Annotated in this window: 22 protein-coding genes; 10 read left to right on the top strand and 12 right to left on the bottom strand. The window is 66.2% G+C overall.

Features of this window, described 5'->3' with window-relative positions; genetic code table 11:
• The coding region (locus ON44_RS01780; protein WP_040685994.1) for a circularly permuted type 2 ATP-grasp protein at window positions 1–885 on the bottom strand (885 nt) is incomplete at its 3' end.
• Between the two features lie 69 nt (window positions 886–954).
• On the bottom strand, window positions 955–4,581 hold the full coding sequence (locus ON44_RS01775) for a transglutaminase family protein (RefSeq protein WP_040685993.1): 3,627 nt from the start codon (window positions 4,579–4,581) through the stop codon (window positions 955–957).
• A 164-nt stretch (window positions 4,582–4,745) separates the two neighbouring features.
• Here ON44_RS01775 and ON44_RS01770 point away from each other — a divergent pair, with 164 nt between their 5' ends.
• Complete coding sequence (locus ON44_RS01770; protein WP_040685992.1) at window positions 4,746–4,949, top strand: hypothetical protein; 204 nt, start codon at window positions 4,746–4,748, stop codon at window positions 4,947–4,949.
• A gap of 8 nt (window positions 4,950–4,957) precedes the next feature.
• On the opposite strand, the gene ON44_RS01765 is transcribed toward ON44_RS01770, so the two are convergent.
• On the bottom strand, window positions 4,958–5,584 hold the full coding sequence (locus tag ON44_RS01765) for a hypothetical protein (RefSeq protein ID WP_040685991.1): 627 nt from the start codon (window positions 5,582–5,584) through the stop codon (window positions 4,958–4,960).
• A gap of 176 nt (window positions 5,585–5,760) precedes the next feature.
• Between ON44_RS01765 and ON44_RS01760 the strand changes: the two genes are divergently transcribed.
• Genes ON44_RS01760 through ON44_RS01750 form a run of 3 tightly spaced genes read left to right on the top strand, consistent with a single transcriptional unit; the run spans window position 5,761 to window position 7,366 of the window.
• Window positions 5,761–6,093 (top strand): YbaB/EbfC family nucleoid-associated protein, encoded by a 333-nt coding sequence (locus tag ON44_RS01760; protein ID WP_083897589.1) that lies wholly within the window; start codon window positions 5,761–5,763, stop codon window positions 6,091–6,093.
• Between the two features lie 13 nt (window positions 6,094–6,106).
• Window positions 6,107–6,715, top strand: coding sequence for a recombination mediator RecR (gene recR, locus ON44_RS01755; protein ID WP_040685989.1), 609 nt, complete (start codon window positions 6,107–6,109; stop codon window positions 6,713–6,715).
• A 36-nt stretch (window positions 6,716–6,751) separates the two neighbouring features.
• Window positions 6,752–7,366 (top strand): LysE family translocator, encoded by a 615-nt coding sequence (locus ON44_RS01750; protein ID WP_040685988.1) that lies wholly within the window; start codon window positions 6,752–6,754, stop codon window positions 7,364–7,366.
• A 3-nt stretch (window positions 7,367–7,369) separates the two neighbouring features.
• On the opposite strand, the gene ON44_RS01745 is transcribed toward ON44_RS01750, so the two are convergent.
• Window positions 7,370–8,014, bottom strand: a complete 645-nt coding sequence (locus ON44_RS01745) for a hypothetical protein (protein ID WP_040685987.1) — start codon at window positions 8,012–8,014, stop codon at window positions 7,370–7,372.
• 146 nt (window positions 8,015–8,160) lie between these two features.
• On the opposite strand from ON44_RS01745, the gene ON44_RS01740 reads away from it, so the two are divergent.
• Window positions 8,161–8,976, top strand: a complete 816-nt coding sequence (locus tag ON44_RS01740; protein ID WP_040685986.1) for a MerR family transcriptional regulator — start codon at window positions 8,161–8,163, stop codon at window positions 8,974–8,976.
• A 16-nt stretch (window positions 8,977–8,992) separates the two neighbouring features.
• Window positions 8,993–9,343 (top strand): VOC family protein, encoded by a 351-nt coding sequence (locus ON44_RS01735; RefSeq protein WP_040685985.1) that lies wholly within the window; start codon window positions 8,993–8,995, stop codon window positions 9,341–9,343.
• A 40-nt stretch (window positions 9,344–9,383) separates the two neighbouring features.
• On the opposite strand, the gene ON44_RS01730 is transcribed toward ON44_RS01735, so the two are convergent.
• Window positions 9,384–9,818, bottom strand: coding sequence for an SRPBCC family protein (locus tag ON44_RS01730; protein ID WP_040686001.1), 435 nt, complete (start codon window positions 9,816–9,818; stop codon window positions 9,384–9,386).
• Between the two features lie 313 nt (window positions 9,819–10,131).
• Between ON44_RS01730 and ON44_RS01725 the strand changes: the two genes are divergently transcribed.
• Together ON44_RS01725 and ON44_RS01720 are read left to right on the top strand one after the other, a co-directional pair.
• Window positions 10,132–11,568: an FAD-binding oxidoreductase gene (locus ON44_RS01725; protein ID WP_051181325.1), complete on the top strand. Its 1,437-nt coding sequence runs from the start codon at window positions 10,132–10,134 to the stop codon at window positions 11,566–11,568.
• Window positions 11,565–12,881 carry a class I SAM-dependent methyltransferase gene (locus ON44_RS01720; RefSeq protein ID WP_040685984.1) on the top strand — a complete coding sequence of 439 codons (1,317 nt, stop codon included), beginning with the start codon at window positions 11,565–11,567 and terminating at the stop codon, window positions 12,879–12,881. The genes ON44_RS01725 and ON44_RS01720 overlap by 4 nt, the downstream gene beginning before the upstream one ends.
• A 22-nt stretch (window positions 12,882–12,903) precedes the next feature.
• Here the strand turns inward: ON44_RS01720 and ON44_RS01715 are convergent, their stop codons facing one another.
• From ON44_RS01715 to ON44_RS01705, 3 genes are all read right to left on the bottom strand, one after another.
• On the bottom strand, window positions 12,904–16,488 hold the full coding sequence (locus ON44_RS01715) for a serine/threonine-protein kinase (protein WP_040685983.1): 3,585 nt from the start codon (window positions 16,486–16,488) through the stop codon (window positions 12,904–12,906).
• A 168-nt stretch (window positions 16,489–16,656) separates the two neighbouring features.
• Complete coding sequence (locus tag ON44_RS01710; protein WP_083897588.1) at window positions 16,657–17,268, bottom strand: SgcJ/EcaC family oxidoreductase; 612 nt, start codon at window positions 17,266–17,268, stop codon at window positions 16,657–16,659.
• A 27-nt stretch (window positions 17,269–17,295) separates the two neighbouring features.
• Window positions 17,296–17,790 carry an SgcJ/EcaC family oxidoreductase gene (locus ON44_RS01705; protein WP_245566976.1) on the bottom strand — a complete coding sequence of 165 codons (495 nt, stop codon included), beginning with the start codon at window positions 17,788–17,790 and terminating at the stop codon, window positions 17,296–17,298.
• Between the two features lie 91 nt (window positions 17,791–17,881).
• Here ON44_RS01705 and ON44_RS01700 point away from each other — a divergent pair, with 91 nt between their 5' ends.
• Window positions 17,882–18,334, top strand: coding sequence for a MarR family winged helix-turn-helix transcriptional regulator (locus tag ON44_RS01700; protein WP_218007503.1), 453 nt, complete (start codon window positions 17,882–17,884; stop codon window positions 18,332–18,334).
• Between the two features lie 49 nt (window positions 18,335–18,383).
• Here the strand turns inward: ON44_RS01700 and ON44_RS01695 are convergent, their stop codons facing one another.
• From ON44_RS01695 to ON44_RS47945, 4 genes are all read right to left on the bottom strand, one after another.
• The gene (locus tag ON44_RS01695) at window positions 18,384–19,517 is read right to left on the bottom strand and encodes an esterase-like activity of phytase family protein (protein ID WP_218007502.1); all 1,134 of its coding nucleotides are present in this window, start codon (window positions 19,515–19,517) and stop codon (window positions 18,384–18,386) included.
• A gap of 158 nt (window positions 19,518–19,675) precedes the next feature.
• Window positions 19,676–21,826 carry a 3-hydroxyacyl-CoA dehydrogenase NAD-binding domain-containing protein gene (locus ON44_RS01690; RefSeq protein WP_040685982.1) on the bottom strand — a complete coding sequence of 717 codons (2,151 nt, stop codon included), beginning with the start codon at window positions 21,824–21,826 and terminating at the stop codon, window positions 19,676–19,678.
• A 115-nt stretch (window positions 21,827–21,941) separates the two neighbouring features.
• Window positions 21,942–23,156 carry an acetyl-CoA C-acetyltransferase gene (locus ON44_RS01685; protein WP_040685981.1) on the bottom strand — a complete coding sequence of 405 codons (1,215 nt, stop codon included), beginning with the start codon at window positions 23,154–23,156 and terminating at the stop codon, window positions 21,942–21,944.
• A 254-nt stretch (window positions 23,157–23,410) separates the two neighbouring features.
• A complete protein-coding gene (locus ON44_RS47945) occupies window positions 23,411–24,307 on the bottom strand; it encodes a DNA polymerase III subunit gamma/tau (RefSeq protein ID WP_245566975.1) in 897 nt (298 codons plus the stop codon).
• A 51-nt stretch (window positions 24,308–24,358) separates the two neighbouring features.
• Between ON44_RS47945 and ON44_RS49835 the strand changes: the two genes are divergently transcribed.
• A complete protein-coding gene (locus ON44_RS49835) occupies window positions 24,359–24,700 on the top strand; it encodes a hypothetical protein (protein WP_157187024.1) in 342 nt (113 codons plus the stop codon).
• The last annotated feature ends 464 nt before the right edge of the window (window positions 24,701–25,164 follow it).

The raw sequence follows: 25,164 nt of genomic DNA, 5'->3' as shown, positions 1-25,164 counted from the left end.
AAAACCCAGCGTCGAGGCGAGATAGGCCTGGTCGAAAGCGGTTTCGGAATGCACACCGGGACTGAGCACCACGACGACCGGATCATCGTCATCGGCCATCGGCGCGGATTCGATCAACATCAACCGCATTGCCCGCGCGAACGGCGTGAGCGGACGCGGATTGGAATGTTCGAAGGCCTCGGGAATCGCCGTCGAGACCACCCGCCGATCCGCCAGCGCGTACCCCGCACCGGATGGCGCCTGGGCCCAGTCGGCGATCACGCGGAACTGTCCGTCGCTCCACCGGCTGAGATCGCAGGCGTGCAGGAACAACTGATGTCGCCCGGGAATCGTGATGCCGTGCGCGGCCCGCACATAGCCGCGATTGCCGAACACCACCTCCGGCGGCAGCAAACCGGTGGTGATGGTGCGGCGCGCGCCGTAGATATCGGTGAGCACCTCGTCGAGCACCCGCGAGCGCTGCACCAGTCCGGCCTCCAGCCGGGTCCAGTCGTCGGCGGAGATCAGCAGCGGAATCGGATCCAGCCGCCAGGCAGTCGGCATGGGCGGTTCGCCCGCCGCGCCCACCTCGGTGTAGTAGATGCCGTCGTCATCGATGAGCCTGCGCACCCGGCTGTCGAGCCGCCCGAGCCCGGTCGTGCCCAATTCCACGAAATCGGCGGAAAGCTCCGACCACATGCGCCGCACACCACCCGCGGGATCGACCAGCTCGTCGTAATACCCGCCCATCGGCCGACCGCATTCGTCGTAGCCCGCGGTATCCGCGCCCTCGGCGCGATATCTGGCGAACTGTTCCGCGACCTGCTCGCGGATACTCAGCCGTCCGGCATTCAGCAGCGTCGTCTCGGATTCCCGAGCACCCGAGCCTCGCGCTTCGTCGCGCATAGTCACCGCGCCGACCTCGCTTCCCCTGCCAGACGTTGTCTGGAGCGCGGACGTATGTCCGCCCCTCGCCTACCGATCGCCGACCAGTCCCCACACCGTGCGCGCCCGGCGCAGATCGAGGATGCCCGGCGCGCCGATGTCGATGGACTGTGCTGCCATCTTCGCACGTAGTTGCCCCGGATCGACCCGGGAAGTGGTGTGGCCCGCCGCCTCGAACCGCCGGTTGCGGCGCGATTGCGCGGCCACCGCATTGACCGGCGGCTCCGCATAGGCCATGCCACCGGGATGTGCGACGTGATAGGTGCAGCCGCCGCGGGACAATCCGGTCTCGGCGTCGATCAGATCGAATACGAGCGGCACGTCGACGGTGATGGTCGGGTGCAGCGAATTGGGCGGCTGCCACGCGCGATAGCGCACTCCGGCCACTTGCACATCGGCCTTGTCGGTGGCGAGCAGCGGCACCGGCATCCCATTACAGGTCACCACGAAGCGGTCGCGGTCCGCACCGACCACCCGGACCTGCAACCGCTCCACCGAGGAGTCGACATAGCGGGCGGTGCCGCTCGCCACGGTCTGCTCGCCGAGGGTATTCCACGGCTCGATCGCACCGCGCAGCTCGAGTTCGACATCGCCGAGCACCACGGTCCCGATGCGCGGGAAGCGGAATTCGGTGAACGGGTCGAGCCAGCTGGTGTCGAATTCGATGCCGTGCGCGCGCAGGTCGGCGGCCACCTCGGCGATATCGGTCATCAGGAAATGCGGCAGCAGATAGCGGCCGTGCAAATTCGCGCCGTGCCGAATCAGTTTGGCCTGCAACGGTTCCGCCCAGAACCGTGCGACCAGGCCGCGCACCAGCAGCGACTGCACCATGGCCATCTGGAAATGCGGCGGCATCTCGAAGCCGCGCAGCTCCACCAATCCCATTCGGCCCCTTGCCGTTTCCGGACTGTAGAGCTTATCGATGCAGAATTCGGCGCGATGGGTATTGCCGGTGAGGTCGGTGAGCAGATGACGCAGCGCACGATCGATATGCCACGGCGCGTCCGAATCCCTGCTCAGCCGAGCGATTTCGGCGAAGGCGATCTCCAATTCGTACAACGCGTCCTCGCGGCCCTCGTCCACCCGAGGCGCCTGCGAGGTCGGACCGACGAAGCGACCGGCGAACAGATACGACAGCGCCGGATGCCGCTGCCAGTAGGTCAGCATCGACACCAGCAGATCCGGACGGCGCAGCAGCGGCGAGCGCGCCGGGGTCACGCCGCCCAGCGTGATGTGATTGCCGCCGCCGGTTCCGCTGTGCGTCCCGTCGACATCGAAGGATTCGGTGCCGAGCCGGGCCAGTCCGGCCTGCTCGTAGAGCGTCGAAAGCAGTTCGGCCTGTTCGCCGAAGGAGGCGGTCGGCTGCACATTGACCTCGATCACGCCGGGATCCGGTGTCACCGAGAGGGTGCGCAGCCCGGCATCGACGGGCGGGGCGTAGCCCTCGAGCACCACCGGCTGATCCACCGCCACCGCGGCTGCCTCGACGCGCTGGATCAACTCGAGGAAGTCGTCGAGTTCTTCCAGAGGTGGCAGGAAGACGTGCAGTCTGCCATTGCGGACCTCGCCGACGAGTGCGGTGGTCGGCTCCCAATCCGGGTCCTCGACCACGGCGGATGGTTCGGTCCGCGGGAACTCCAGTGGCCCGGTGAACAGCGGATCACTGTCTGGGCGCGGACGCGGCGGCTGCCACGAGACAGCATCCAGCGGCAAGCGCAGACCGGCCGGAGAATCGCCCTCCGACAATACGATTCGCCCCTCGGGCTGATCAGCCGACTTACCGCGCCGCATCCGCCAGTCGGCACTCGCCCATCCGGCACCGTCCGCGCGGCGATACAGCGAAAGCAGATAGGCGGCGGGCGCGGTCACGGCCGTGTCGAGCCGCGCCAACAGCTCCTTGCGCGCTTGCGCCGAATCCCGTTCCAGATCATCGGCCGGTTCTACCGGATCCCCTTCCGGCGCACGGACACTGCCCGCCAGCCGGGCCAGCGGGTCCTCGTAGGCCGGACGCACTTGGGTGTCCGGCAGACCGAGACTTGCCGCGATATGTGCGATCAGCGCCCGGGCCGACTCCGGATCGGCGAGCCTCGGCCGGCGGGTGCGCCGGACCGGCGAGCCGTCGGGAGTCGCTGCGCCGATGCCGATCGACGCGGATCCGCCTGGAACATCCGGATGGGGCTGCGCCGCAGACGAACTCTCCACGCCATCGACCGAATAATGCTCCAGCACTGCAAGTTTCCCGACACCTGGCCCGAATTCCCCCGCTGACCCCGGCACCGTCCCATCGGACGAGGTCGACGGCGGCCGTGCCTTATCTCCCGAATGCTCAGCCAGTGGCTCCACACTGACGGACTCCCCCTCCGGCACCAAGGCAACCATCGTCGGTGGCGTCCACGGATCGGCAAGCAGATCCTGACGCGTCCAGACGGGTTCACCATCGGCACGCCATACGACCGCAACCTCCCAGCGCGGCAACGGTTCTCCCGGATACCATTTACCTTGGCGATACTGCACCAACCCGGTCGGCGCATAGATGCGACGCAACCGATCGGCGAGATCGACGGCGCGTTCGCGTTTGCGCGCCCCGTCCGCCTCGGTCGTCCATTCCGGGCTGGTCTGATCGTCGATCGATACGAACGTCGGCTCGCCACCGATGGTCAGACCGACATCCGCCATGCGCTCGTCGACCGCCGCGCCCGCGGCCGTGATCCGCTCCCACTGGGATGCGGTGTAGGGCAATGTGGTTCGCGGGTCCTCATGCACCCGCCGCACGGTATTGGCGAAATCCATGGTCGTCTCGGTCCGCCCGGTCGCGCCGGTGATCGGCGCCGACGAGGTCGGATGCGGTGTCGCGGCCAGCGGTATATGCCCCTCGCCCGCGAACAGGCCAGAGGTCGGATCGAGGCCGACCCACCCCGCACCGGGCAGGAACACCTCGGTCCAGGCATGCAGATCGGTGAAATCGGCGGGTGGTCCCGACGGCCCGTCGAGGGCGGGCACGTCCTGGGCCAACTGCACCAGATACCCGGAGACGAACCGCGCCGCCAGCCCGAATTCCCGCAGGATCGACACCAGCAACCACGCCGAATCGCGGCAGGACCCGATAGCGCTGCGCAGGGTGTGATCCGGCGATTGCACACCGGGCTCCATCCGAATCGTGTACCCGACGTCATCGCGCAGCGCCTGATTGACCGCGACCAGGAAATCGATGGTGCGCGGCCGATCGGTCGGCATATACGCGCGCACCCATTCGCGAACCAGCGCACCCGGTCCCGAACCGGGCTCGGATTCATCGACCGGACGCAGATACGGATCCAGATCCGCGACCAACTCCGGGCTGTAGGCGAACGGAAAGTGCTCGGCGTAATCCTCGATGAAGAAGTCGAACGGGTTGATCACCTCGAGATCGGCGATCAACCCGATAGTGATGGACAACTCCCGCGCCGGATTCGGAAAGACCAGCCGGGCAAGGAAATTCCCGAACGCGTCCTGCTGCCAGTTGCAGAAGTGATCGCCCGGGGTGACCCGCATCGAGTACGCCTCGATCTTGGTCCGTGAATGCGGCGCAGGCCGCAATCGCACCACATGGGGATGGACCTCCACCGACCGGTCGAAGGTGTAGGAGGTCCGGTGTTCGAGCGACACCTTGATGCCCATGCAGCAAGTTCATCACACCCTGGCCGGTTGCGACGCCGCATGAACAGTCGGTTTCCGGACAGCCGCCGTCCCGATGCCGTCGCGCGACACGCGACCGATCTCCCACCACCTGTCCGGGGCGGGTGCTATGACCGATTCACGAACCGATCTCGTCTGGAGGCCATATGCGCGCGCCGACGTGTCCGTCCTGCGAATCCGCCATCGACCACTGCCACGGCACCCTCATCGTCCATGTCGGCCGCACCGCCGAATGCACCGATGCGGATTGCATCGATCTCGACCACGCACGGCACACCTTCGTCGTCGACTGCGGTGACATTGCCGGAGGCTGCGCATGCGCGGCAGCGGATGTCACACGCACCGCCTGAGATCAGCCCTAGTAGGTCAGCGCGAAGGTGAGCAGCAAGGTGGTCTGGAAGTAGCCGCGCCACCAGGAATAGCCGAACCAAACGTTGGGCGTGACCTCGCGGATCTCGTCGTAGACCTGCGGGGTCGGTGACGGGGCGTAGTTCAACGCCCAGGTCGGCCCGCCATCCGTGATCGCGGGTGCGGTGTAGACATCGGCCTGCCATGCCTCCAGGCCCGCGGGGGTGACCCGGTTCACCAGAAAGCCGCCGTCGGGGCCGGTGTAAAAGTTCTTACCGATCCACAAGGCCGGGGCCACCGCCTCCATGATGGGCGGCCTGGTCACCCAGCCGTTCGTGACTCCCCTCGGCGCCTCGCCGCGCGGGGCATCGCGGAAGATCGCGTCCTGCTGTTCGGCCGAGCAGCGCAAGCGCAGCGAATCGATGGTCGCGGCCGGATTGTCGGGATAGAGGACGCATCCGCCGCCGTAGTCCGCCGCCGCGTCGACGACCTCGGGGTCGACAACCTCGGAGTCGGCAACCTCGGGGTCGACAATGCCGGAATCGGCGGCGGCGAGGCCGGCGGCCCCGAGGAACAGACTGGGAAATCCCAGCGTGAGCACCACGGTGCCCATGAAAAGAACTCGGTTTGCGCGCATTGCTGTCTCCAGAACTCACCACACCCGGACCCCGACCCTGCGACGATCGTATGACGGTGGCGTCGCTGACATCTGGTTCACAATCGAACTGTTATCTGGCGGCTCGGGGCTGCGGACACGGCTGTTGCCGCGCCCACTAGGCTGAACGACGACACTTTCCGCAGAGAGGACAAGCCGTGCAGCCCGGTGGTCAGTTCGATATGCAGCAATTACTCGCCCAAGCGCAGCAGATGCAGCAGGCAGTGATGCAGGCCCAGGCCGAGATCGCGGCGACCGAAGTGGAGGGTCAGGCCGGTGGCGGCCTGGTTCAGGTCACCATCAAGGCGACCGGTGAGGTCGTCGCGCTGAGCATCGATCCGAAGATCGTCGACCCCGACGATGTCGAGGGACTGCAGGATCTGGTGATCGGCGCGGTCAACGACGCCATGTCCAACGCGCAGCAGCTGGCTGCCGAACGGCTCGGGCCGCTGGCCGGCGGCGGGTCGCTGCCGGGTCTGCCCGACTTCTGATCCGGGGACGTCTTTGTACGAGGGCCCGGTCCAGGATCTGATCGACGAGTTGGGCAAGTTGCCGGGCGTCGGTCCGAAAAGCGCGCAGCGCATCGCATTTCATCTGCTCCAGGTCGAGCCGCCCGACATCGACCGGCTGCAGGCCGCTTTGCAGAAGGTGCGCGACGGCGTGCAGTTCTGCATTGTCTGCGGCACGGTCTCGGATAACGAAATGTGCCGCATCTGTTCGGATCCGCGCCGCGACCGCACCATGATCTGCGTGGTCGAGGAGCCGAAGGATGTGCAGGCCATCGAGCGCACCCGCGAATTCCGCGGCCGCTATCACGTGCTCGGTGGGGCGCTCGATCCGCTCAGCGGCATCGGACCGGATCAGCTGCGCATTCGAGAGCTGTTGGCGCGCATCGGCAATCAGGAGGACGGCGTCGATGTCAGCGAGGTGATCATCGCGACCGACCCGAATACCGAGGGCGAGGCGACGGCCACCTACCTGGTGCGGATGCTGCGCGATTTTCCGGGATTGTCGGTGACGCGTTTGGCATCCGGTCTGCCGATGGGCGGCGATCTCGAATTCGCCGACGAACTCACCCTCGGCCGTGCGCTATCAGGTAGGCGGGCACTGTAGGTTGCGTTCGGCCGGGCACGGGTTACTGTGTCGGGGATGAGCATCGAGTTCTTGCTGACCACGCTCGTCATCGTCGCCACACCCGGCACCGGCGTGCTGTTCACGCTGGCGGCCGGACTTTCCCGAGGGACGAAGGCCAGCGTGATCGCGGCCTTCGGCTGCACGCTCGGCATCATTCCGCACATGGTCGCGGCCGTCACCGGACTGGCCGCACTGCTCAACGCGAGTGCCGTCGCGTTCCAGACGCTGAAGTATCTCGGTGTCGCCTACCTGCTGTACATGGCGTGGAACACGTTCCGGGACAAGGGCGCACTGGCCGTGCCGGAGGCGGAGGCCGGAACTCCTTCCGCCCGACAGGTGATCACCTCGGCGGTGCTGCTCAATATCCTCAACCCGAAGCTGACGATCTTCTTCTTCGCCTTCCTGCCCCAGTTCGTGCCGACAAGCGCGCCGAATGCGCTTGCGCGCATGCTCGAACTGAGCGGGCTCTTCATGCTCGCCACATTCGTGGTCTTCGCGATCTACGGCGCCTGCGCGGCCGCCGTGCGCAACCAGGTGATTTCCCGGCCCGCCGTGGTCACCTGGATGCGCCGGGTATTCGGGGCCTCGTTCATTGCCCTGGCCGGGCGGCTGGCGGTACAGAATCAGTAAGCGTCAGACGGTGATTCGGCTCCAGGGCAGGGCCTGCAGCCGGGTGCGGTTGTCGATCGCCCAGTCCCAGATCAGATCCGCGACGGTCTGCGGGTCGGTGACGGTGATGCCGAAGTGCTGGTCCGGGGCGCCATCTCGATATTCGAGGGTGAATGTCCCGGACTTGTCGCGGTAGGTCTGGATGTAGACCTGCTCGTCACGTTCGACGACCAGATACGGATTCGGTGGTGCCAGCTCGGAAATCCACTGGTCGGCAAGGGCTTTCGTCAAGTAGGGGAATTCGCCCGCGCCACCGTGGGTGACCAGTGCGGGCACATGTCCGGCCGGATCCATCAGCCAGGCCAGCTGCGGATCGTAGACGGCGTAGTTCAGCGGTGTCGCTATCTCGAACAGCAAATGCCGGACGAATCCGATCGCGTCGTACGGGCACGGTACGTGCAGTACCGCACCGGTCGCCGCGCCGCCGACCGGAACCGTGCTCAGGAATCCGTCCTGCTCGGGTAGTTCGGCATTGCGCCTGTTCAGCTCCGCCGCCATCGCCGCGACCGGTTCCGTCTCCGGTCGCCCCTGCTGGGTAGCCAGATAGGCGTCGACCTGCGCGATCGTCATCGCGACACCGGACGGCAACAAGACGTGGTCGTAGCTCACCAGAACAGCGTACGGGGGAGTAGGAATTGGACAGATGCTCACCATGCGCTGGTGTTATCGGTCTCCGGGCCGATGCCGCCACGAGCGTATGGCGAGCAGCCGACCAGGTTGACTCTCCCGTGGGGGGAGGGTGTTCGCTGGTGGGTATGGCAACGACAGTTTCGATTGGAGAGTTCGCCAGGTTGACGTATCTCAGTGTGAAGACGCTGCGGTACTACCACGAGGTCGAGCTGCTGGAACCCGTTGCGGTCGACGCGGGGTCGGGGTATCGGCGGTATTCGCTCGATCAGGTCGCGCAGGCGCATCTGATCCGTCGGCTGCGGGGGCTGGATATGCCGCTGCCGGAGATCAAGGCGGTGCTGGCGGCCTCGGATACCGAATCCCGGGATGCCGCCTTGCGGGCGCATCTCGAACGCATGGAAGCGGAGTTGCAGCGCACGCAGTCGGTGGTTGCTTCGCTGCGCTCGCTGCTCACACCGGCCGCGCCGATCACCGTCGAATACCGGTCGATCGCGGCCTTCCCGGCGCTCGCGTACGTCGATTCGGTGAGCCGGGATGCGATCGGCGACTGGTGCACTGCCGCATATCCGCTACTGCACGAGACGTTGGCCGCGACGAATATCGCACCGGCCGGTGTCGACGGCGCGACCTATTCGATGGAATTCTTCGAGGACGACGCGGGCGAGGTCGCCGCTTTCATCCCGATTCCGGCCGACCCGCGGATCGCGCTACCGAGCGAACTCTCGATCATCGAACTGCCCGCGCGCCGCTTCGCGATCACCGTGCACTCCGGCCCGTTCGACGATTTCGACCGCACCTACGGCGCCCTCGGCAGCCACGTCGCCGAACACGACACCTCGCTCGCCGAACCCGTCCGCGAGCTGTACGTCCTCGGTCCGGGCGAAATCGACGACCCCAACGCCTACCGCACCGAACTCTGCTGGCCCATCGGTCGGCTCTGAAAGAGAGAGAACCACGATGACACTCACGATCGGGCATATCACCTTCGACTGTGCCGATGCCGCTACGCTCGCCGGTTTCTGGTCCGAGTTGTTGAACCGTCCCCTGGACGAGAACGCGAGCCCGGAGTTCGCCACGGTCGGGATGGCCGAAGGCGCGGCGCCGGTGCTGATGTTCATCCAGGTGCCGGATAAGACGCCCGGCAAGAATGTGATCCACCTGGATCTGCAGGCCGCGGACTGGCGCGATCAGATCGATCGCGCAATCGGCCTCGGCGCCAAACACATCGGCGATTTCGACGAATACGGCACGCAATGGGCAACGCTGGCCGATCCGGAGGGCAATCTCTTCGATATCGCGGCCGGATAAGAAGAAAGGCCCGACGCGTGTCGGGCCTTTCCTTGCTATCTCAGGAGAGTTCGCGCTGCAGGTTCGCGAGCACCTCGGCCTGTATCTTCTTCAGCCCCAACGGCGCGAAGATCCCCTCGAAGATCCCCGCGACACCGCCCGCACCCTTCCACGACGTGCGCAGCGTGACCTGCGAACCCGTACCATCCGGCGTCACCGTCCAGGTGTTCACCAGCGTCGAATTCGAATCACGTTCGGTCACAATGGAATCCGAGACCGACACGACCGCGTGGATATTGCGGGACCGCTTCTCGGTGGCCTGCAGGGTCCATTCGGCGACGGTGCCCGCGCCCTGACCACCCTCGACCACCTTGTAGTCGCGGTAGTGCGCGGAGAGGATGCGCGGACGTACCTTCTCGTAATCCGCGATGGCCTCGAGTACGCGCTGCGGATCCGCCGCGACGGCGATCGAACTGCTGGCGCTGACCTGTCCCACGATGAGCTCCTTGTCCGGGCAGTGATTTGCCCCTATCCTGCCCTGTCCCCACAACTGCGCGACGACCAGGTCCGTCCTGTTGATCACCGCGCGCCGACCGGTCTGCACTGTTAGGCTTCTCGATCAGATTGCGCCGGAGGGGATCCATGCAATATGTCGTGCGAAGCGGGTGTTCGAAACCGCCCGGATCACCGCCGGACTGACACGGCGAGTCCTGGGTATTCCCGATGCAACAGATGCGTGACATTTATCCCTCGTCGGTGACCTCGCAGTGGCTTGTGTTACCGGTGCGTACTAGCGTCGAGGAGTGGCAGTGAGTCTGTTGGGGAAGGCCGGACACGCATCGGCCGCACACGAATCAGGGTTCGCCGCGCATCGAGCGGGTGTGGAGCGGCTGTTGGCCAGTTATCGCGCGATACCCGCGAACGCCAACGTGCGACTGGCGAAGAAGACCTCGAATCTGTTCCGGGCCAGGGCCCAGAACACCGCACCCGGCTTGGATGTTTCCGGCCTCGCCAAGGTCATCGCGGTGGACGCGGAAGCAAAGACCGCCGATGTCGCCGGGATGACCACCTACGAGGATCTGGTCGCCGCGACATTGCCCTACGGGCTCGCCCCGCTGGTGGTGCCGCAGCTCAAGACGATCACCCTCGGCGGCGCGGTCACCGGCCTCGGCATCGAATCCACCTCGTTCCGCAGCGGCCTGCCGCACGAGTCGGTGCTGGAGATGGACGTGCTGACCGGGGCGGGCGAGATCATCACCGCGACACCGGATGGCGAGCACGCGGACCTGTTCCATGGGTTCCCGAACTCCTACGGCACCCTCGGCTACTCGGTCCGCCTGAAGATCGAACTGGAGACCGTCCAGCCCTATGTGGCGCTGCGGCACGTCCGCTTCCACGACCTGCGTGAGCTGGAGTCCACCCTCGCCCGGATCGTCACGGACAAGACCTACGACGGCGAACGCGTCGACTACCTCGACGGCGTGGTCTTCACTGCCGACGAGAGCTATCTGACACTCGGCCGACAGACCGACGAGCCCGGCCCGGTCAGCGACTACACCGGCATGGACATCTACTACCGGTCCATCCAGCACGACTCCGAACGGCCCAAACGCGACCGGCTGAGCATCCACGACTATCTCTGGCGCTGGGACACCGACTGGTTCTGGTGTTCGCGCGCTTTCGGCACCCAGAACCCGAAGATCCGCCGGTTATGGCCGAAGCGCTACCGGCGCAGCAGCTTCTATTGGAAGCTCATCGCACTCGATCACAAGTACAATATCGGCGACAAACTGGAGGCCCGCCAGGGCAATCCGCCACGCGAGCGTGTGGTGCAGGACATCGAGGTTCCGGTCGAGCGGACCGCGGATTTCGTCGAATGGTTCCTGCGCGAAATTCCGATCGAACCGATCTGGCTGTGCCCGCTGCGACTGCGCGGAAACGACGCATCGGCGACGGGGCGTCCATGGCCGTTGTATCCGCTGCAACCGAACCGTACCTACGTCAATGTCGGATTCTGGTCCGCGGTGCCGACCGTCGCAGGTCAGCAGGAGGGTAAGGCCAACCGCGCGATCGAGCAGACCGTCACCGAGTTCGACGGGCACAAATCCCTGTACTCGGATTCGTATTACGGCAAGGATGAATTCGCGGCCCTGTACGGCGGCGAGACCTACACCGAATTGAAGAAGCGCTACGACCCGGACCAGCGACTGCTGGATTTGTATTCGAAGGCGGTGCAACGCAAATGACTACATTCAAGGACCGTTCCGATGTCTTCGCGGACCTCGGGACAAAACTCAGCATTGCCGAGATCTTCGAGACACTGATCGACGGCGAGGTTCCGATTCGGCTGACCGCCTACGACGGCAGTACGACCGGGCCGGAGGATTCGGAATACACCCTGGAGATCAAGTCCCCACGCGGGATCAACTACCTGGCCACCGCCCCGGGTGATCTCGGCATGGCCCGCGCCTACATCTCCGGCGATATGACCGCCACCGGCGTGCACCCCGGCGACCCGTACGACATTCTCCGTGCGATGGACGGGCTGAAGTTCCGTCGTCCGTCGGCACTCGCGCTGGTCACCATCGCCCGCTCGCTCGGGTGGGAGCGGCTCAAGCCGATCGCGCCGCCGCCCCAGGAGACACTGCCGCGCTGGCGCCGGATCGCGCTGGAGGGCCTGCGGCACTCCAAGACTCGCGATGCCGAGGCCATCCACCACCACTACGACGTCTCCAACACCTTCTACGAATACGTCCTCGGCCCCTCGATGACCTACACCTGCGCGACCTACGGGGACGAGAACTGGACGCTGGAGCAGGCCCAGGAGAACAAGTACCGACTGGTCTTCGACAAGCTGCGGCTGAAGGAGGGCGACCGGCTGCTCGATATCGGCTGCGGCTGGGGCGGCATGGTGCGCTACGCGGCCAAGCGCGGCGTCAAGGTCATCGGCGCGACACTATCCGCGGAACAGGCGGAATGGGCACAGCAGAAGATCGCCGAACAGGGTCTGTCCGACCTCGCCGAGGTGCGGCATTCCGATTACCGCGATATCCCGGAGGCCGGCTTCGACGCCGTCTCCTCGATCGGCCTGACCGAGCACATCGGGGTGCACAACTACCCGTTCTACTTCGATTACATCAAGAGCAAGCTGCGCGACGGCGGCCTGTTCCTGAACCACTGCATCACCAGGCCGGACAACACCCGGACCACCAAGGCCGGTGACTTCATCGACCGCTACGTCTTCCCGGACGGCGAACTGATCGGCTCCGGCCGGATCATCTCCGAGATCCAGAACATCGGCCTCGAGGTGATCCACGAGGAGAACCTGCGCGAGCACTACGCGCTCACCCTGCACGAATGGTGTAAGAATCTGGTCGCCAACTGGGATGCCTGCGTCGAGGAGGTCGGCGAGGGCACCGCGAAGGTGTGGGGTCTGTACATGGCCGGTTGCCGACTCGGCTTCCAGCGCAATGTGGTTCAGCTGCACCAGGTGCTCGGCGTCAAGCTGGGCCTGAACGGCGAATCGGGTCTGCCGCTGCGCCCGTGGTGGCAGCCGTAGTCAACGACCGAAACTGCCCGTCCTAGCCCAGGAGTTCATCCAGGAATAGGGCGGGCAGCGTCGTTTCGCCGGATTGTCCCGGTGTCGCACGCACTTCGGTGCGCAGCACGCGCAGGATGCCGAGCACACCGGGGCCCGCATCCAAAAGCGGCATGGTCCAACCATGTTCGGCGCAGGTGGCCGCCGCAGGCAGCAGCAGTCCGGTGGCCTCGCCGACCCAGCCGGAGGCGGCCAGACATTCGGCCAGCAGCAGTACGGTATCCAATTCCGCTCGAGGACGGTGCTGTTCGACCATGCGCGCGTGGAGCGCGCGGGCCCGGCGCACCGCGCGATCGTCGGCGCGCAGCTGACGTTCGGACAGCAGCGCGCGGATCGCGGCGATCTCCTCCGCCTCGGCGGCCAGCGCCGCCGCGCCCGTCATCCGATGGGCCTGGTGGATGGTTCCGGAGATATCCGATTCATATCCGGTCGCGGCGTCGGCGACCCGCCGGGCCGCGGTATCGGTCAGCAGCCCCAGGCGCAGCCGCTCGGCGCGGATATGCGCGGCGAGCCGAATCAGCCTGTTATCGGCCGCGATTCGATCGCCCTCGTCCAGCCGAGCCGTGGCGGTGTACAGATCGCCGAGCGCGGCCTTGACCCTGGCACCGACCACGAAGGTGGAGATCAGGAAGTCCACCGGCCCGACCCGGGTGACCAGCTGATGACTGTCGTCGAGCAGCCGATCGGCGGTATCCAGATCGCCCCGGCGGTAACTCATTTCCCCGAGCAGCGCCGCGGCCACCCGCACCGCATCGGAGCGCGGCCCCGACTTCTCCCGCGCGACTTCCCAAGCCTGCTGGAAACAGCTTGTGGCAGTCGCGATATCGAGCTGTTCATAGGCCGCCGCCCCCTTGCCGCAGAGTCCGAAAACCAGGCCGAGCGGATCCTTGGATCGGACGTGATACGGCGCCGCCCATTCCTGGATTTCCTGCGCACCGTCGAAGTCGAATTCGCACAAGCGCACGAAGGAGGTCAGATTGGCGGCGGTCGATACGGTCCAGGCGGGCAGTTCATCGGGCTTCTCCAGACATTCGGCCACCCGGTCGAGCACGCCTTCGGTGTGGTCGCGCGCGATCTGGTCCGAGGCCGCGAGCACCGCGGCCTGGCAGCGCTGCCGGTCCGCATCGTCATCGGTGGACGACCCACGCGCCAGCACGTTGGACAAGCGGCCCAAGGCCGCGCGCGCCGCGGCGGGCTGCTGCAGATTCACATTCGCCCTGGCCACGGCCATCAGCAGTTTGGATCGGGATGCCACCTGCTGTACCGGCAGTTTCGATACCGTCCCGAGCAGCGTCGCGACGCGGGACTTATCGATGAGGTCCATGCCGCCGCTCTCGAGCAGATCCAGCGCCATCTTCAGATCCGTCGCCGCGAGCGCGTGATCGACCGACTTGCGCAGCAAATTATGTTCGGCATACCAGCGAGATGCCTTGCGATGCAATGCCTTCACCTTGCTCGGATCGGCCCGCTCCAAGCGCGCCCGCAGATGTTCGGCGAACAGCGGCTGCATCCGGAACCACTCGGGATCGTGGGCAATGCGCCGGACGAACAACTCGCGCTGTTCGGCCTGCTCGAGCATCGCTTCGCCGTCCGGCTCCTCCGAAAGCGCCGAGGCCAGCGAACCACTGACCCGCTCGGTGATCGAGATCGAGGTCAGGAAGTCGAGCATCTTGGGTTCCAGGGCATCCAGGACGTTCTCGGCGAGATACTCGCGGATGCCGTGACTGCCCTCGGCCAGATTCGCGATCAATCGATCCGGATCGACATTGCCACGCAACGACAAACTCACCAGTTGGATCGCGGCGGGCCAGCCGTCGGTGGCCGTGTGGATCTCCTCGATCTGATTATCGGTGAGTGCGAATCCGTTGCGCTGCACCAGGATTTCCTTGGTCTCTGCGTTGGTCAGGCGCAACGCCGAGGAGCCTATTTCGACCAATTCGTCGTGCACCCGCATCCGACTGGTCGGCAGGCCCGACTGCTCCCGACTGGTCACCACGAAGCGCAAGTGGTGACATCCGTTGTCCAGCAACGCATCCATCGCCCGCCGCGCACCCGCATCGCCGACCCGGTGCCAGTCGTCCACGATCACCACGACGGTGGTCCCGCCGGCGTGGATCTCATCGATCAGCGTGGAGATGACATAGGCGACCGCGTCGGCGGGCCGTTCCTCGAGCACCTGCTCCAAGCCCTCGCCGATATCCGGACGAACCCGGCGGATCGCCTGGATGAGGTGGGCCAGGAACCAGATCTCGTTATCGTCGTCCTGGTCGACGCCGAGCCAGGCCACCGGGACCCCGCCATCGGTCAGCTCATTGCGCCACTGCGCGGCCACCGTGCTCTTGCCGAATCCGGCCGGTGCGTGGATGACCGCGAGTCTGCGACGGCCACCCGCGCGCAGCGTGTCCAGCAGACGCGGGCGCGGCACCGGCTCGCGGGCTGGGGTCGGCGGGCGGAATTTCGTCGTCGCCGTCGGGGGCAGTGTCGGCGCGACCGAGGTCGAGTCGACCGGATGCTGGGAGACCGCGGGACGCAAGGTCAACGGCCAACTGCGGCGTGCGGTCACCGCCGGTCGCGTCACGGTCACCTCGGCCGCGTTCGGGTGTTCCGTCTCATCCGGCGCCACCACCGAGGTATCCAGCAGCGCCATCTCATCGGGCATCTGATCGTGCTCGCGCTGCACCGTGCGCAGGAGCTCGCCGAACTCGAAGGCCGACGCGGGCCGGTTACCCGGATCGGTGTCCATCGCATGCTGGATGGCATCGGCGACATCGTCGGGAATGTCGTGGCCGTGCAGATCCGGCACCGGCTGGGTGGTGATCCGCAGGAATTGTGCGACCACCTTCTCCCCCGATTGCCGTTCGAAGGCGGCATGCCCGGTCAGCAGGGCGAACAGCGTCGAGCCGAGTCCGTATACATCGGAGCGCACGGTCGGCTCGTCGCCCTTGAGCACCTCGGGCGCGGTGAAGGCGGGTGAGCCCGTGATCAACCTGCTGGAAGTGCGGAAACCGCCCGGAATCCGGGCGATTCCGAAATCCGTCAGTTGCGGTTCGCCGTACGCGCTGAGCAGGACATTCGCCGGTTTGACGTCCCGATGCAGAATCTGGGCCCGATGCGCGCTCTCGATCGCGCCCGCCAGCTTGACCCCGGCCCGCAGTGAATCCGCCCAGGTCAGCGGACCCTGGTCCCGAATGACCTGTTCGAGCGAGCCCCGGGTACAGAAGGGCATCACGATGAACGGCTGACCGGTCGGGGTGACATCGACCTGCAGGATGTCGACGATATTCGGATGGCCGGACAGCCGGCCCATCGCCTGCTCCTCGCGCAGGAACCGTTCCCGGCTCTCGGCATCGATCTCCGAGGAGAGCACCTTGACCGCGACCACCCGGTCCAATGGGTACTGGACGCAGCGGTACACCACCCCGAACCCGCCCCGGCCGATCTCGACCGCATCCGACAGGCCCATCGCCTCCAGTTCGTCGACGATATCGATGGGCGCATGCCGCTGCGTGTCCGATTCGGCCGGAGTCGATTCGGCGTTTGCCTTGCCCGAACGCATCTGTGGATTCATGTGACCACCTCGAATTCACATCGAATCGGCGTCACCGGCGACCTAGAAACACACGGACATCGGACATCGCGAAAAGATCTCGCGATGCCCGATATGTCACGCATACTCCAACGTAGCGCGGTATCAACCCGAGTGGGTGGCTTTCGAAACAGCGTGGCTGCGACCGCCTCAGCGCTCGGCGGCGGGCCTGGTCGCCGGATCGTAGAGAAACGAGATCCGCTCCATGACGTTCTTGCGCTGCGTGTTCTGGAACGCGGCGATCAACCAGCGACCGTCTTGGCGAACCATGGTGTAGGTCTGCGTTTTCGACAGCTCCCCGGGCTGCTTCGGGTCGCCCTTGTAGGTATCGCCGCGACTGGTGACGACGCCGGTATCCGGGCCGTAGAAACGGATGCCGAGAATCGAATCGGTGAGTTCGGTGCCCTTCTTGAAGCCCTTGAACAGGGCGCGGTGGCCCTCGACGATATCGGCGCGCCCCTGGTAATAGGTGCCGACGAAGCTGGTGTAGGTGGCGTCCTCGGTGAACAGGGCACCGTAGGCGGCGGCATCGCCGCGACCCCAGGCGTCGGTGAGTTGGTCGAGCAGATCACAGATTTCCCGGGCGGACTGCGGCGCGGGCGTGGTTACCGTGGTGCAAACGGGCGTGCCGAGGTTGTGCACGTCCGAGGTCTGGTCCAGCCAGAGGTACCCGCCGCCCGCGGCGACACCGAGGGTGATGGCGGAGGCGGCCAGGACGCGGGAGACGATGCGGCGGCGATTGCGGGGTGCGGGGGCATTCATGGCGAATCCTTTTGGGGCAGTGGGAGTTCAGCGCTCGGCGGCGGGGCGGGCGGCGGGGCTGGACAGGTAGGTGATGCGCTCCATGAGCTTGTTGCGCTTGGTGTTCTGGAAGGCGGCGATCAGCCAGCGCCCGTCGCGACGGACCATGGTGTAGGTCTGGGTCTTGGTGAGCTGCTTGGGCTTGCCCTTGTAGGTGTCGCCGTGGCTGTTGACCACGGCGGTATCCGGGCCGTAGAAGCGGATGTCGACGATGTCGTCGGCCAGCCGGGTGCCCTTCAGGACGCTGCCGAACAGGGCGCGATGCGAGGCGACGATATCGGCGCGGCCGCGGTAGAGGGTGCCGAGAAAGCTTGTGTAGGTGGCGTCTTCGGTGAAGACGGTGCCGTAGGCGTCGGCATCGCCGCGGCCCCATGCGTCGACCAATTCCGCGAGTACGGCTTCGATCGCCTGGGTGTCATTGCCGCGTCCACCCGTCGCCCGACCGCCGCCCTTCATCGAATCGCTACGCGATGCTGCATTCATTTCGCCCTCCATGCTAGATTTCTTCTTGAAAGAGCTTTCTTCGTTGAAGAAGTCTCTTCGTTGAAGAAGAGATTAGAAGATGGAGGTATCCGTGTCAACACCTGCCATGCGCCCGGACGCGAGCGAGGTCTACCGCCGCTACCTGAGCGCGGTCATGCTGCACGGACAGGCCGGTGCGCGCGCGGTAGACCTGGGCGCGACGGACCTCTACGCCCTGAACATCCTGGAACTCAACGGCGCCATGACGCCCGGCGAACTAGGCGCGCGCAGCGGACTGACCACCGGCCCGACCACCCGCCTCATCGATCGCCTGGAAGACGCGGGCTATGTGCGGCGCGTCCCGGTCCCCGGCGACCGCCGCAAGGTCATCGTCGAATTGATCGACAAGCCAGCCGATCTCGACGAAATACTGGCCCCCGCCCGCCGCGCCATCGGCGAAATCCTCGGCGGCTATTCCGCCGAACAGCGCGAGGTGCTCTTCGACTACTTCACCCGCGCCGCCGACGCGTACTACCAGGCCGCGGAGGACCTACGTCCCAGCTGAACTACAAGCCGGCCGCCACGAAATGCGGGGGCCGACCGCACACGCGCTACTACTGGACCGCCAGTGCCACGATCTGAGTGACCTGCTTATCCGAAAAGTTGTTGTCGCTGACCAGGATCAGGGTGCGTTCGCCCGACGGCAGGCGCGGACCCCAGGTCATGCCCTCGATATTGTCGATGGGGTCGAGCCCGAGGTCGGCGAGGTCGACCAACAAGCGCTTGGCGACCGGCCGGGCGGTGCCGAGCGGAGCATCGAGGATATTGGTCGCGCCATTGGTATCGGCCTCGTAGATCCGGATCTTATTGCCGACGCCGAGCACGTAAGAGCGTTCCAGGACAAGGAATTTCGTGGGATCGAGCGAGTCGGCGGACAGGATCGAGGCAATGCCGTTCATGCCCTGCCCCGGCTCCGGACTCGACTCCATGAAGACCGGCTCCATCGGGTAGGCGTACTGAGCGAGCAGCGGGCCGAAGCGCGCCTGCACCGTAATCCGTGAAGTGGCACCGGTTTTCGCCGTTGCGACGGGACCGTCCTGCAGCAGCGGGCCCTCGACGGAGGTCACGAACAGGGCGCCCCCCGCCGCGAAGGTCGCACCCTCGAGCGCGAGATTCTGGCGCGGGCCGGCGGTCGGGCGCATCCGCTCGTTCTCCGGAATCGGGAGTTCGGCGACGAAAGTGCCATCCGGGTGGGTGATCCGGACCGAGGGGTCGGCGAACACGGCATCGGTGCGCTCCCCCTCCTGCGTCCAGAAGTAGTCACCGGTCCACGGGTCGACCCGAATCTCCTCTGGATCCAAGGACTTCGGCGCGTACAGCGAGCCGTCCGGAGTACGCAGCGGGCGGGTCCCGGTGAACATCACCGGACCGACGCCGCCCTCGTCCACGCCGAATCGCGCGGTATAGAAACGCGCCGGATCACGCTCGGACCTGTCGTCGCTGATCAGCACGTATTCGCCGGTGCTCGGCTGAAAATCGATACCGGACAGGCCGCCGACAGCGGTGCCCTGAAAGTCCATGTCGAACGGAATGATCTGTTCGCCGAGTAAGCGCACCGCAGCGGCATCAAGTGCGACGGGCTTGCCAGGCGCGGGCGCGGCAGGCTGGGGTGCGGCCCCGGCCACCGGGGCAACAGCACACGCGAGCGCTGCGACCGCTACGAGCAGGGACTGTCCATGTCTGACCACAATCAGCCACCGTATCGACGAGAGCGATCGCCCAGGTTGACAACATCCGAAATCGACGCCGAAACGGCGAAAGCCCGCCACCGCGAAATGCGGTGGCGGGCTGACCTTTAGAGCGACGCGCAAGCAGTCGCTACGCCCTGTTGCGAGTTACCGCGTGACTACTTGCGCAGCGAGGCCGGAACCTCGAAGCGCTCGCCGTAGGTCTTGGCGAGGTAGTCCGCGCGCTCGACGAAGGCCGCCTGGCCACCCGGGTAACCGACGATGTACTGGTGCACACCACCGGTCCACGCCGGGAAGCCGATGCCGAAGATCGAGCCGATGTTGGCGTCGGCGGTGGTGATGAGCACACCCTCGTCGAAGCACTTCTGGGTCTCGATCGCCTCGATGAACAGCATGCGGTCGATCAGATCCTGCAGCGGCACACCGAAACCGGCGGTGGTCTTGAAGTGCTCGCGCAGACCCGACCACAGGCCGAGACGCTTGCCGTCCTCGTCGTACTCGTAGAAACCGGCCTTGCCCAGGCGACCCGGGCGACCCTGCTCGACCAGGTAGTCGATGACATCCTGCGCCGGGTGCCGCTTCACACCCAGGGTGTTGTCACCCTTCTCGGCGGCCTCGAGGGTCTCCTTGGCGATCTTCTGCATCAGCGTCAGGTTCAGTTCGTCCGACAGCTGCAGCGGCGCGGCCGGGTAGCCCGCCTGCAGACCGGCCTGCTCGATGGTCGCGGGCTCGATGCCCTCGTTGAGCATGGCGATCGCCTCGTTGACGAAGGTGCCGATCACGCGCGAGGTGAAGAAGCCGCGGCTGTCGTTGACGACGATCGGGGTCTTCTTGATCGCGAGGGTGTAGTCGAACACCCGGGCCAGCGCCTCGTCGGAGGTCTTCTCACCCTTGATGATCTCCACCAGCGGCATCTTGTCGACCGGCGAGAAGAAGTGGATGCCGATGAAGTCCTCCTGGCGCTTCACACCGGTCGCCAGACCGGTGATCGGCAGGGTGGAGGTGTTCGAGCCCAGCAGCGCGTCCGGGGTGACGATGTCCTCGATCTCCTGGAACACCTTGTGCTTGAGCTCGGTGTTCTCGAAGACGGCCTCGATGACGAAGTCGACACCGGCGAAGTCGGCCGCATCCGCGGACGGCTTGATCCGGTCCAGCAGCGCCTTGGACTTCTCCTCGGTGGTCTTGCCGCGGGAAAGGGCCTTGGCCTCGATCTTCTCGGAGTAGTTCTTGCCGCGCTCGGCCGCCTCGATGGTGACGTCCTTCAGCACGACCTCGTAGCCCGCCTTGGCCGAGACGTAGGCGATGCCCGCGCCCATCATGCCCGCACCGAGCACGCCGACCTTGCGGATCTCCTTCTTCGGGACATCCTTGGGCCGCGAGCCGCCGTTGTTGATCGACTGCAGGTCGAAGAAGAACGCCTGGATCATGTTCTTCGCGACCGGGCCGGTCAGCAGCGAGACGAAGTAGCGCGATTCGATCAGCGACGCGTTGTCGATATCGACCTGCGAACCCTCGACCGCGGCCGACATGATGGCGCGCGGCGCGGGCATGTTGGTGCCCTTGAGCTGCTTGCGCAGGTTGGCCGGGAAGGCCGGGAGGTTGGCGGCGAAGGCCGGGCTGGACGGGGTGCCGCCCGGAATCTTGAAGCCCTTCTTGTCCCAGGGCTGCACGCCACCCTCGGGGTTGGCCTTGATCCACGCCTTGGCGGCGGGCACCAGCTCCTCGACCGAGCCGACGACCTCATTGATCAGGCCGATCTCCTTGGCCTTGCCGGGGCGGTACTTGTTGCCCTGCAACAGGAACTGCATCAGCGCGCCCTGCAGGCCGAACATGCGCACGGTGCGGATGACACCGCCACCGGCGGGCAGCAGGCCCAGGGTCGCCTCGGGCAGGCCGAGCTGCACGCCCGGCACATCCGCGGCGATCCGGTAGTGGGTCGCCAGGGTGATCTCCAGGCCACCGCCGAGTGCGGCGCCGTTGATCGCCGAGACGACCGGCTTGCCCAGGGTCTCCAGCCGACGCAGCGCCGACTTGATGGTGCCGAGCTCCTCCATGAGGGCCTGGCCGTCTTCCGGTCCGACCTTCATCATGTTCTTCAGGTCGCCGCCCGCGAAGAAGGTCTTCTTCGCCGAGGTCAGCACCACGCCGGTGATGCTGTCCTTCTCGGCCTCGAGCCGGTCGACGGTCGCGGTCATCGACGTCTTGTACAGCTCGTTCATCGTGTTGGCGCCCTGGTTCGGGTCGTCCATCGTCAAAACGACGATGCCGTCCGAATCCTGCTCCCAACCGATCATGTTGGTCTCACTCACAGCTCTGTGTCTCCTGTGTCTAATTGGCGGCGTTCGCGGTCCCTACGTGGTTACGCAAGCTCCCGCCTCCGGGCCTGCGCGAACGCCGCCGTGAATTCTCAGCTGTCGGTTGGGGTTAGACGCGCTCGATGATCGTGGCGACGCCCATGCCGCCACCGATGCAGAGGGTGATCAGCGCGTAGCGGCCGTTGCGGCGCTCCAGCTCGTCGACCATGGTGCCGGTGATCATCGCGCCGGTGGCGCCGAGCGGGTGGCCCATCGCGATCGCGCCGCCGTTGACGTTCAGCTTCTCGTCCGGGATCTGCAGATCCTTCTGGAACTTCAGCACCACCGAGGCGAAGGCCTCGTTGATCTCGACCAGGTCGATGTCATCGAGGGTCAGACCCGCCTTGGCCAGCACCTTCTTGGCGGCCGGAGTCGGACCGGTCAGCATGATGGTGGAGTCGGCACCGCTGGTGGCGGTCGCGACGACGCGCGCACGCGGGGTCAGGCCGGAGGCCTTGCCCGCCTCTTCCGAACCGATCAGCACCAGCGCGGCACCGTCGACGATGCCCGAGCTGTTGCCACCGTGGTGGACGTGGTTGATCTTCTCGACGAAGTGGTACTTCTGCAGCGCCACGGCGTCGAAGCCACCCATCTCGCCGACCACGGCGAAGGACGGGTTCAGCTTGGCCAGATCCTCGGCGGTGGTGCCGGGACGCATGTGCTCGTCGTTGTCGAGGACGACGAGGCCGTTCTGGTCCTTGACCGGAACGATCGACTTGGCGAAGTAGCCGCCGGTGGTGGCCTTGGCGGCGAGCTCCTGCGAGCGCACGGCGTAGGCGTCCACATCGTCGCGGGAGAAGCCCTCGATGGTGGCGATCAGGTCGGCGGAGACACCCTGCGGCACGAAGTAGGTGTCGTAGTTGGTGGCCGGGTCCAGCGCCCAGGCGCCACCGTCGGAGCCCATCGGCACGCGGGACATGGACTCGACGCCACCGGCGAGGACCAGGTCGTCGAAGCCGGAGCGGACCTTCTGCGCGGCCAGGTTGACGGCCTCGAGGCCGGAGGCGCAGAAGCGGTTGAGCTGGAAGCCGCCGACGGTGTCGGGCAGGCCGGCCACGGTCACGGCGGTGCGGGCGATATCGGCGCCCTGGTCACCCACCGGCGCGACGACGCCCAGGATCAGGTCGGAGATCCGGTCCTCGTCGAGGTTCGGGAAACGGCCGCGCAGCTCCTGGATCAGACCAACAGTCAGGTCGATCGGCTTGACCGAGTGCAGCGAACCGTTCTTCTTGCCGCGTCCGCGCGGGGTGCGGATGGCCTCGTAAATGTAGGCCTCTGTGGTCATATCGGAGTGTTCCTTCCTTAAGGGTGCGGCGGCCGAACATTCGTCCGTCCATGCGAGTGACCTCGCCGATCGGTCCGGAGACCGACCGTCCTGACGCTGTACAAAAGTCGACAAGCAGCGGCGATGACGAGTTCTTGATACCCGCATGCCTCCGCATACCATAGAACTTCGCCACACCGCGGCTCGCGGCCACCCGTTCATACTACCGTGGTGTGCGAACTCCGGTTAACTTAACGTCGTGTGAACGAGGGTTGTCAACCATCCAGCCGTGTGGCACCGAGCTCACTTTTGAGCAACTCCAAGGCCACCTCATCCGGGTCGCGCCGGTCCCCCGGCGCCACCGGAGTCTGCGATTCGGCGAGCATCTCCTGTTCCTCCTCCGGCGTGGAGGGCGGCGGGACGCCATCGATCGGCGCGTAATCCATCGGACCCGGGTCATCCGGTAGATCCGGGAAGTCGGGCGGCGGAATATCGTCGTCGCCGCGGAACGACCGTGCGTCACCATTCGGTGCGGGCCGCTGACCAGGACCCGCCGCCGGATCGGAGGCCGCCGCCCTGGCCTGACTCGGCCGAGAGAACCGCGGCGGTGCAGGTGCATCCGAAGCGCGTCCAGCCGGGTTGCCGGATTCACGTCCCGGCGCATTAGTGGCCTGCTGCCCAGCCTGACCTCGCCCCCGACTCGCCTTCGGCGCGGCAGCCGCGGGCCGAGGCGCGGCCCCACCCGCCTCCCAGCGCACCGGATGATCGCTGCCGAGCACCGCCCGCACCGCCGACCGCACCGCCTCCACATTCCGCGGATCCGACAACCGCTGCGCCAACGGCGCATGCTGATGCGCGAATACGATCACCTCCCCCTCGATCCGCGCCACCGACGCCCCCGACAACAACGCCTGCACCGTAGGCCCGAACTCCCGAACCTTCGCCCGGATCTCCCCCCACGCCCCCTCCACCGCCCGCAACAGATCCGCATCCCCCTGCCCCCCGGCCTGCGCACCGGCCTGGTCCGCGAGACCCTGCCCACCGCTATCCTGCGCGGCACCTTGTGCGCTCTCCTGCTGCACAGCAGCAGCTTGCGCGCCGCCCTGCGGCGCCGCACCACCCGACCGCGTGGGAGCAGAAGCCGAGCCCGCCCCGGTCGTCGACTCACTCACTTGCGCCGCCGCACCAGCTCCGGTCGGATCCGAGACACCTCGCTCCGACCGTTGCACCGCAGCGTCGTGGTGCGCTGCAGGACTCGCGCCTGCGCCACCGGTCTGCTCGCGCGCTTGCGCCGCACCGGCCATGGACGTCGCCTGATCTGCGGCAGCCTGGTCGGGCTGCCGAGCCGAAAACGACTGCGCGACTTCCGAATTAGACGGCACTGGACCCTCGCCAGCCCCTGCGGCCCCGGCGTAGTCGTGCTCTCGCGGCGCAGTCGTCTCGGAGACCTCCTGCGTCCCTTCGGATTCCAGCAATCCGGCGGCAGCCTGCGAACCCGCGCCGCCCGCCTGGTCGGCCGCACCTCGACCGGGTGCGGTGGCTCGATCCGCAGATTCGACGCCTGAAGACGCGAAAGCCTCGTTACGTGCGGCATCGGTCGGGTCGACGCCGGCACCCGACGAAGCATCAGAGTGTGCTCGTCCCGCAGACGTCGCATCGACGGGTGCTCCGCTCGGGCCGACCGAGGCGTCGACTCCGGCCGGCTCTGCCGCTCCGGCCTGTTCAGTGCTCGAACCCCGATCGATAGCCGTGCGATCGGCACCCGCCTGCGTCTCGCCGCGCTCGGCCGTCGAATCATCCGGCACGAAAGCGAATCCGGCTCCCGCATCGGCTTGACCTGTGGCTGCACCCTGCTCGGCAGCATGCCGGCGCGCGGCCGAAGCTTCTGCTCCCAATGGGGTCTGTGCTGCCGCAGCGCTCTGTCCGACCGCAGAATCCGGCCCACCGGCCGACCCCGCTGGATCGGCACCATGCCCAGCGGTCGAGTGCTGTTCAACAGCCGCCGCCCGCTCTGCAGGCAGGCTCTGCC

This window comes from Nocardia vinacea NBRC 16497, assembly GCF_000308835.1.
Taxonomy (GTDB): domain Bacteria; phylum Actinomycetota; class Actinomycetes; order Mycobacteriales; family Mycobacteriaceae; genus Nocardia; species Nocardia vinacea.
Note: the sequence above shows the minus strand (reverse complement) of the source record. Positions and strands in the feature narration are given on the sequence as shown.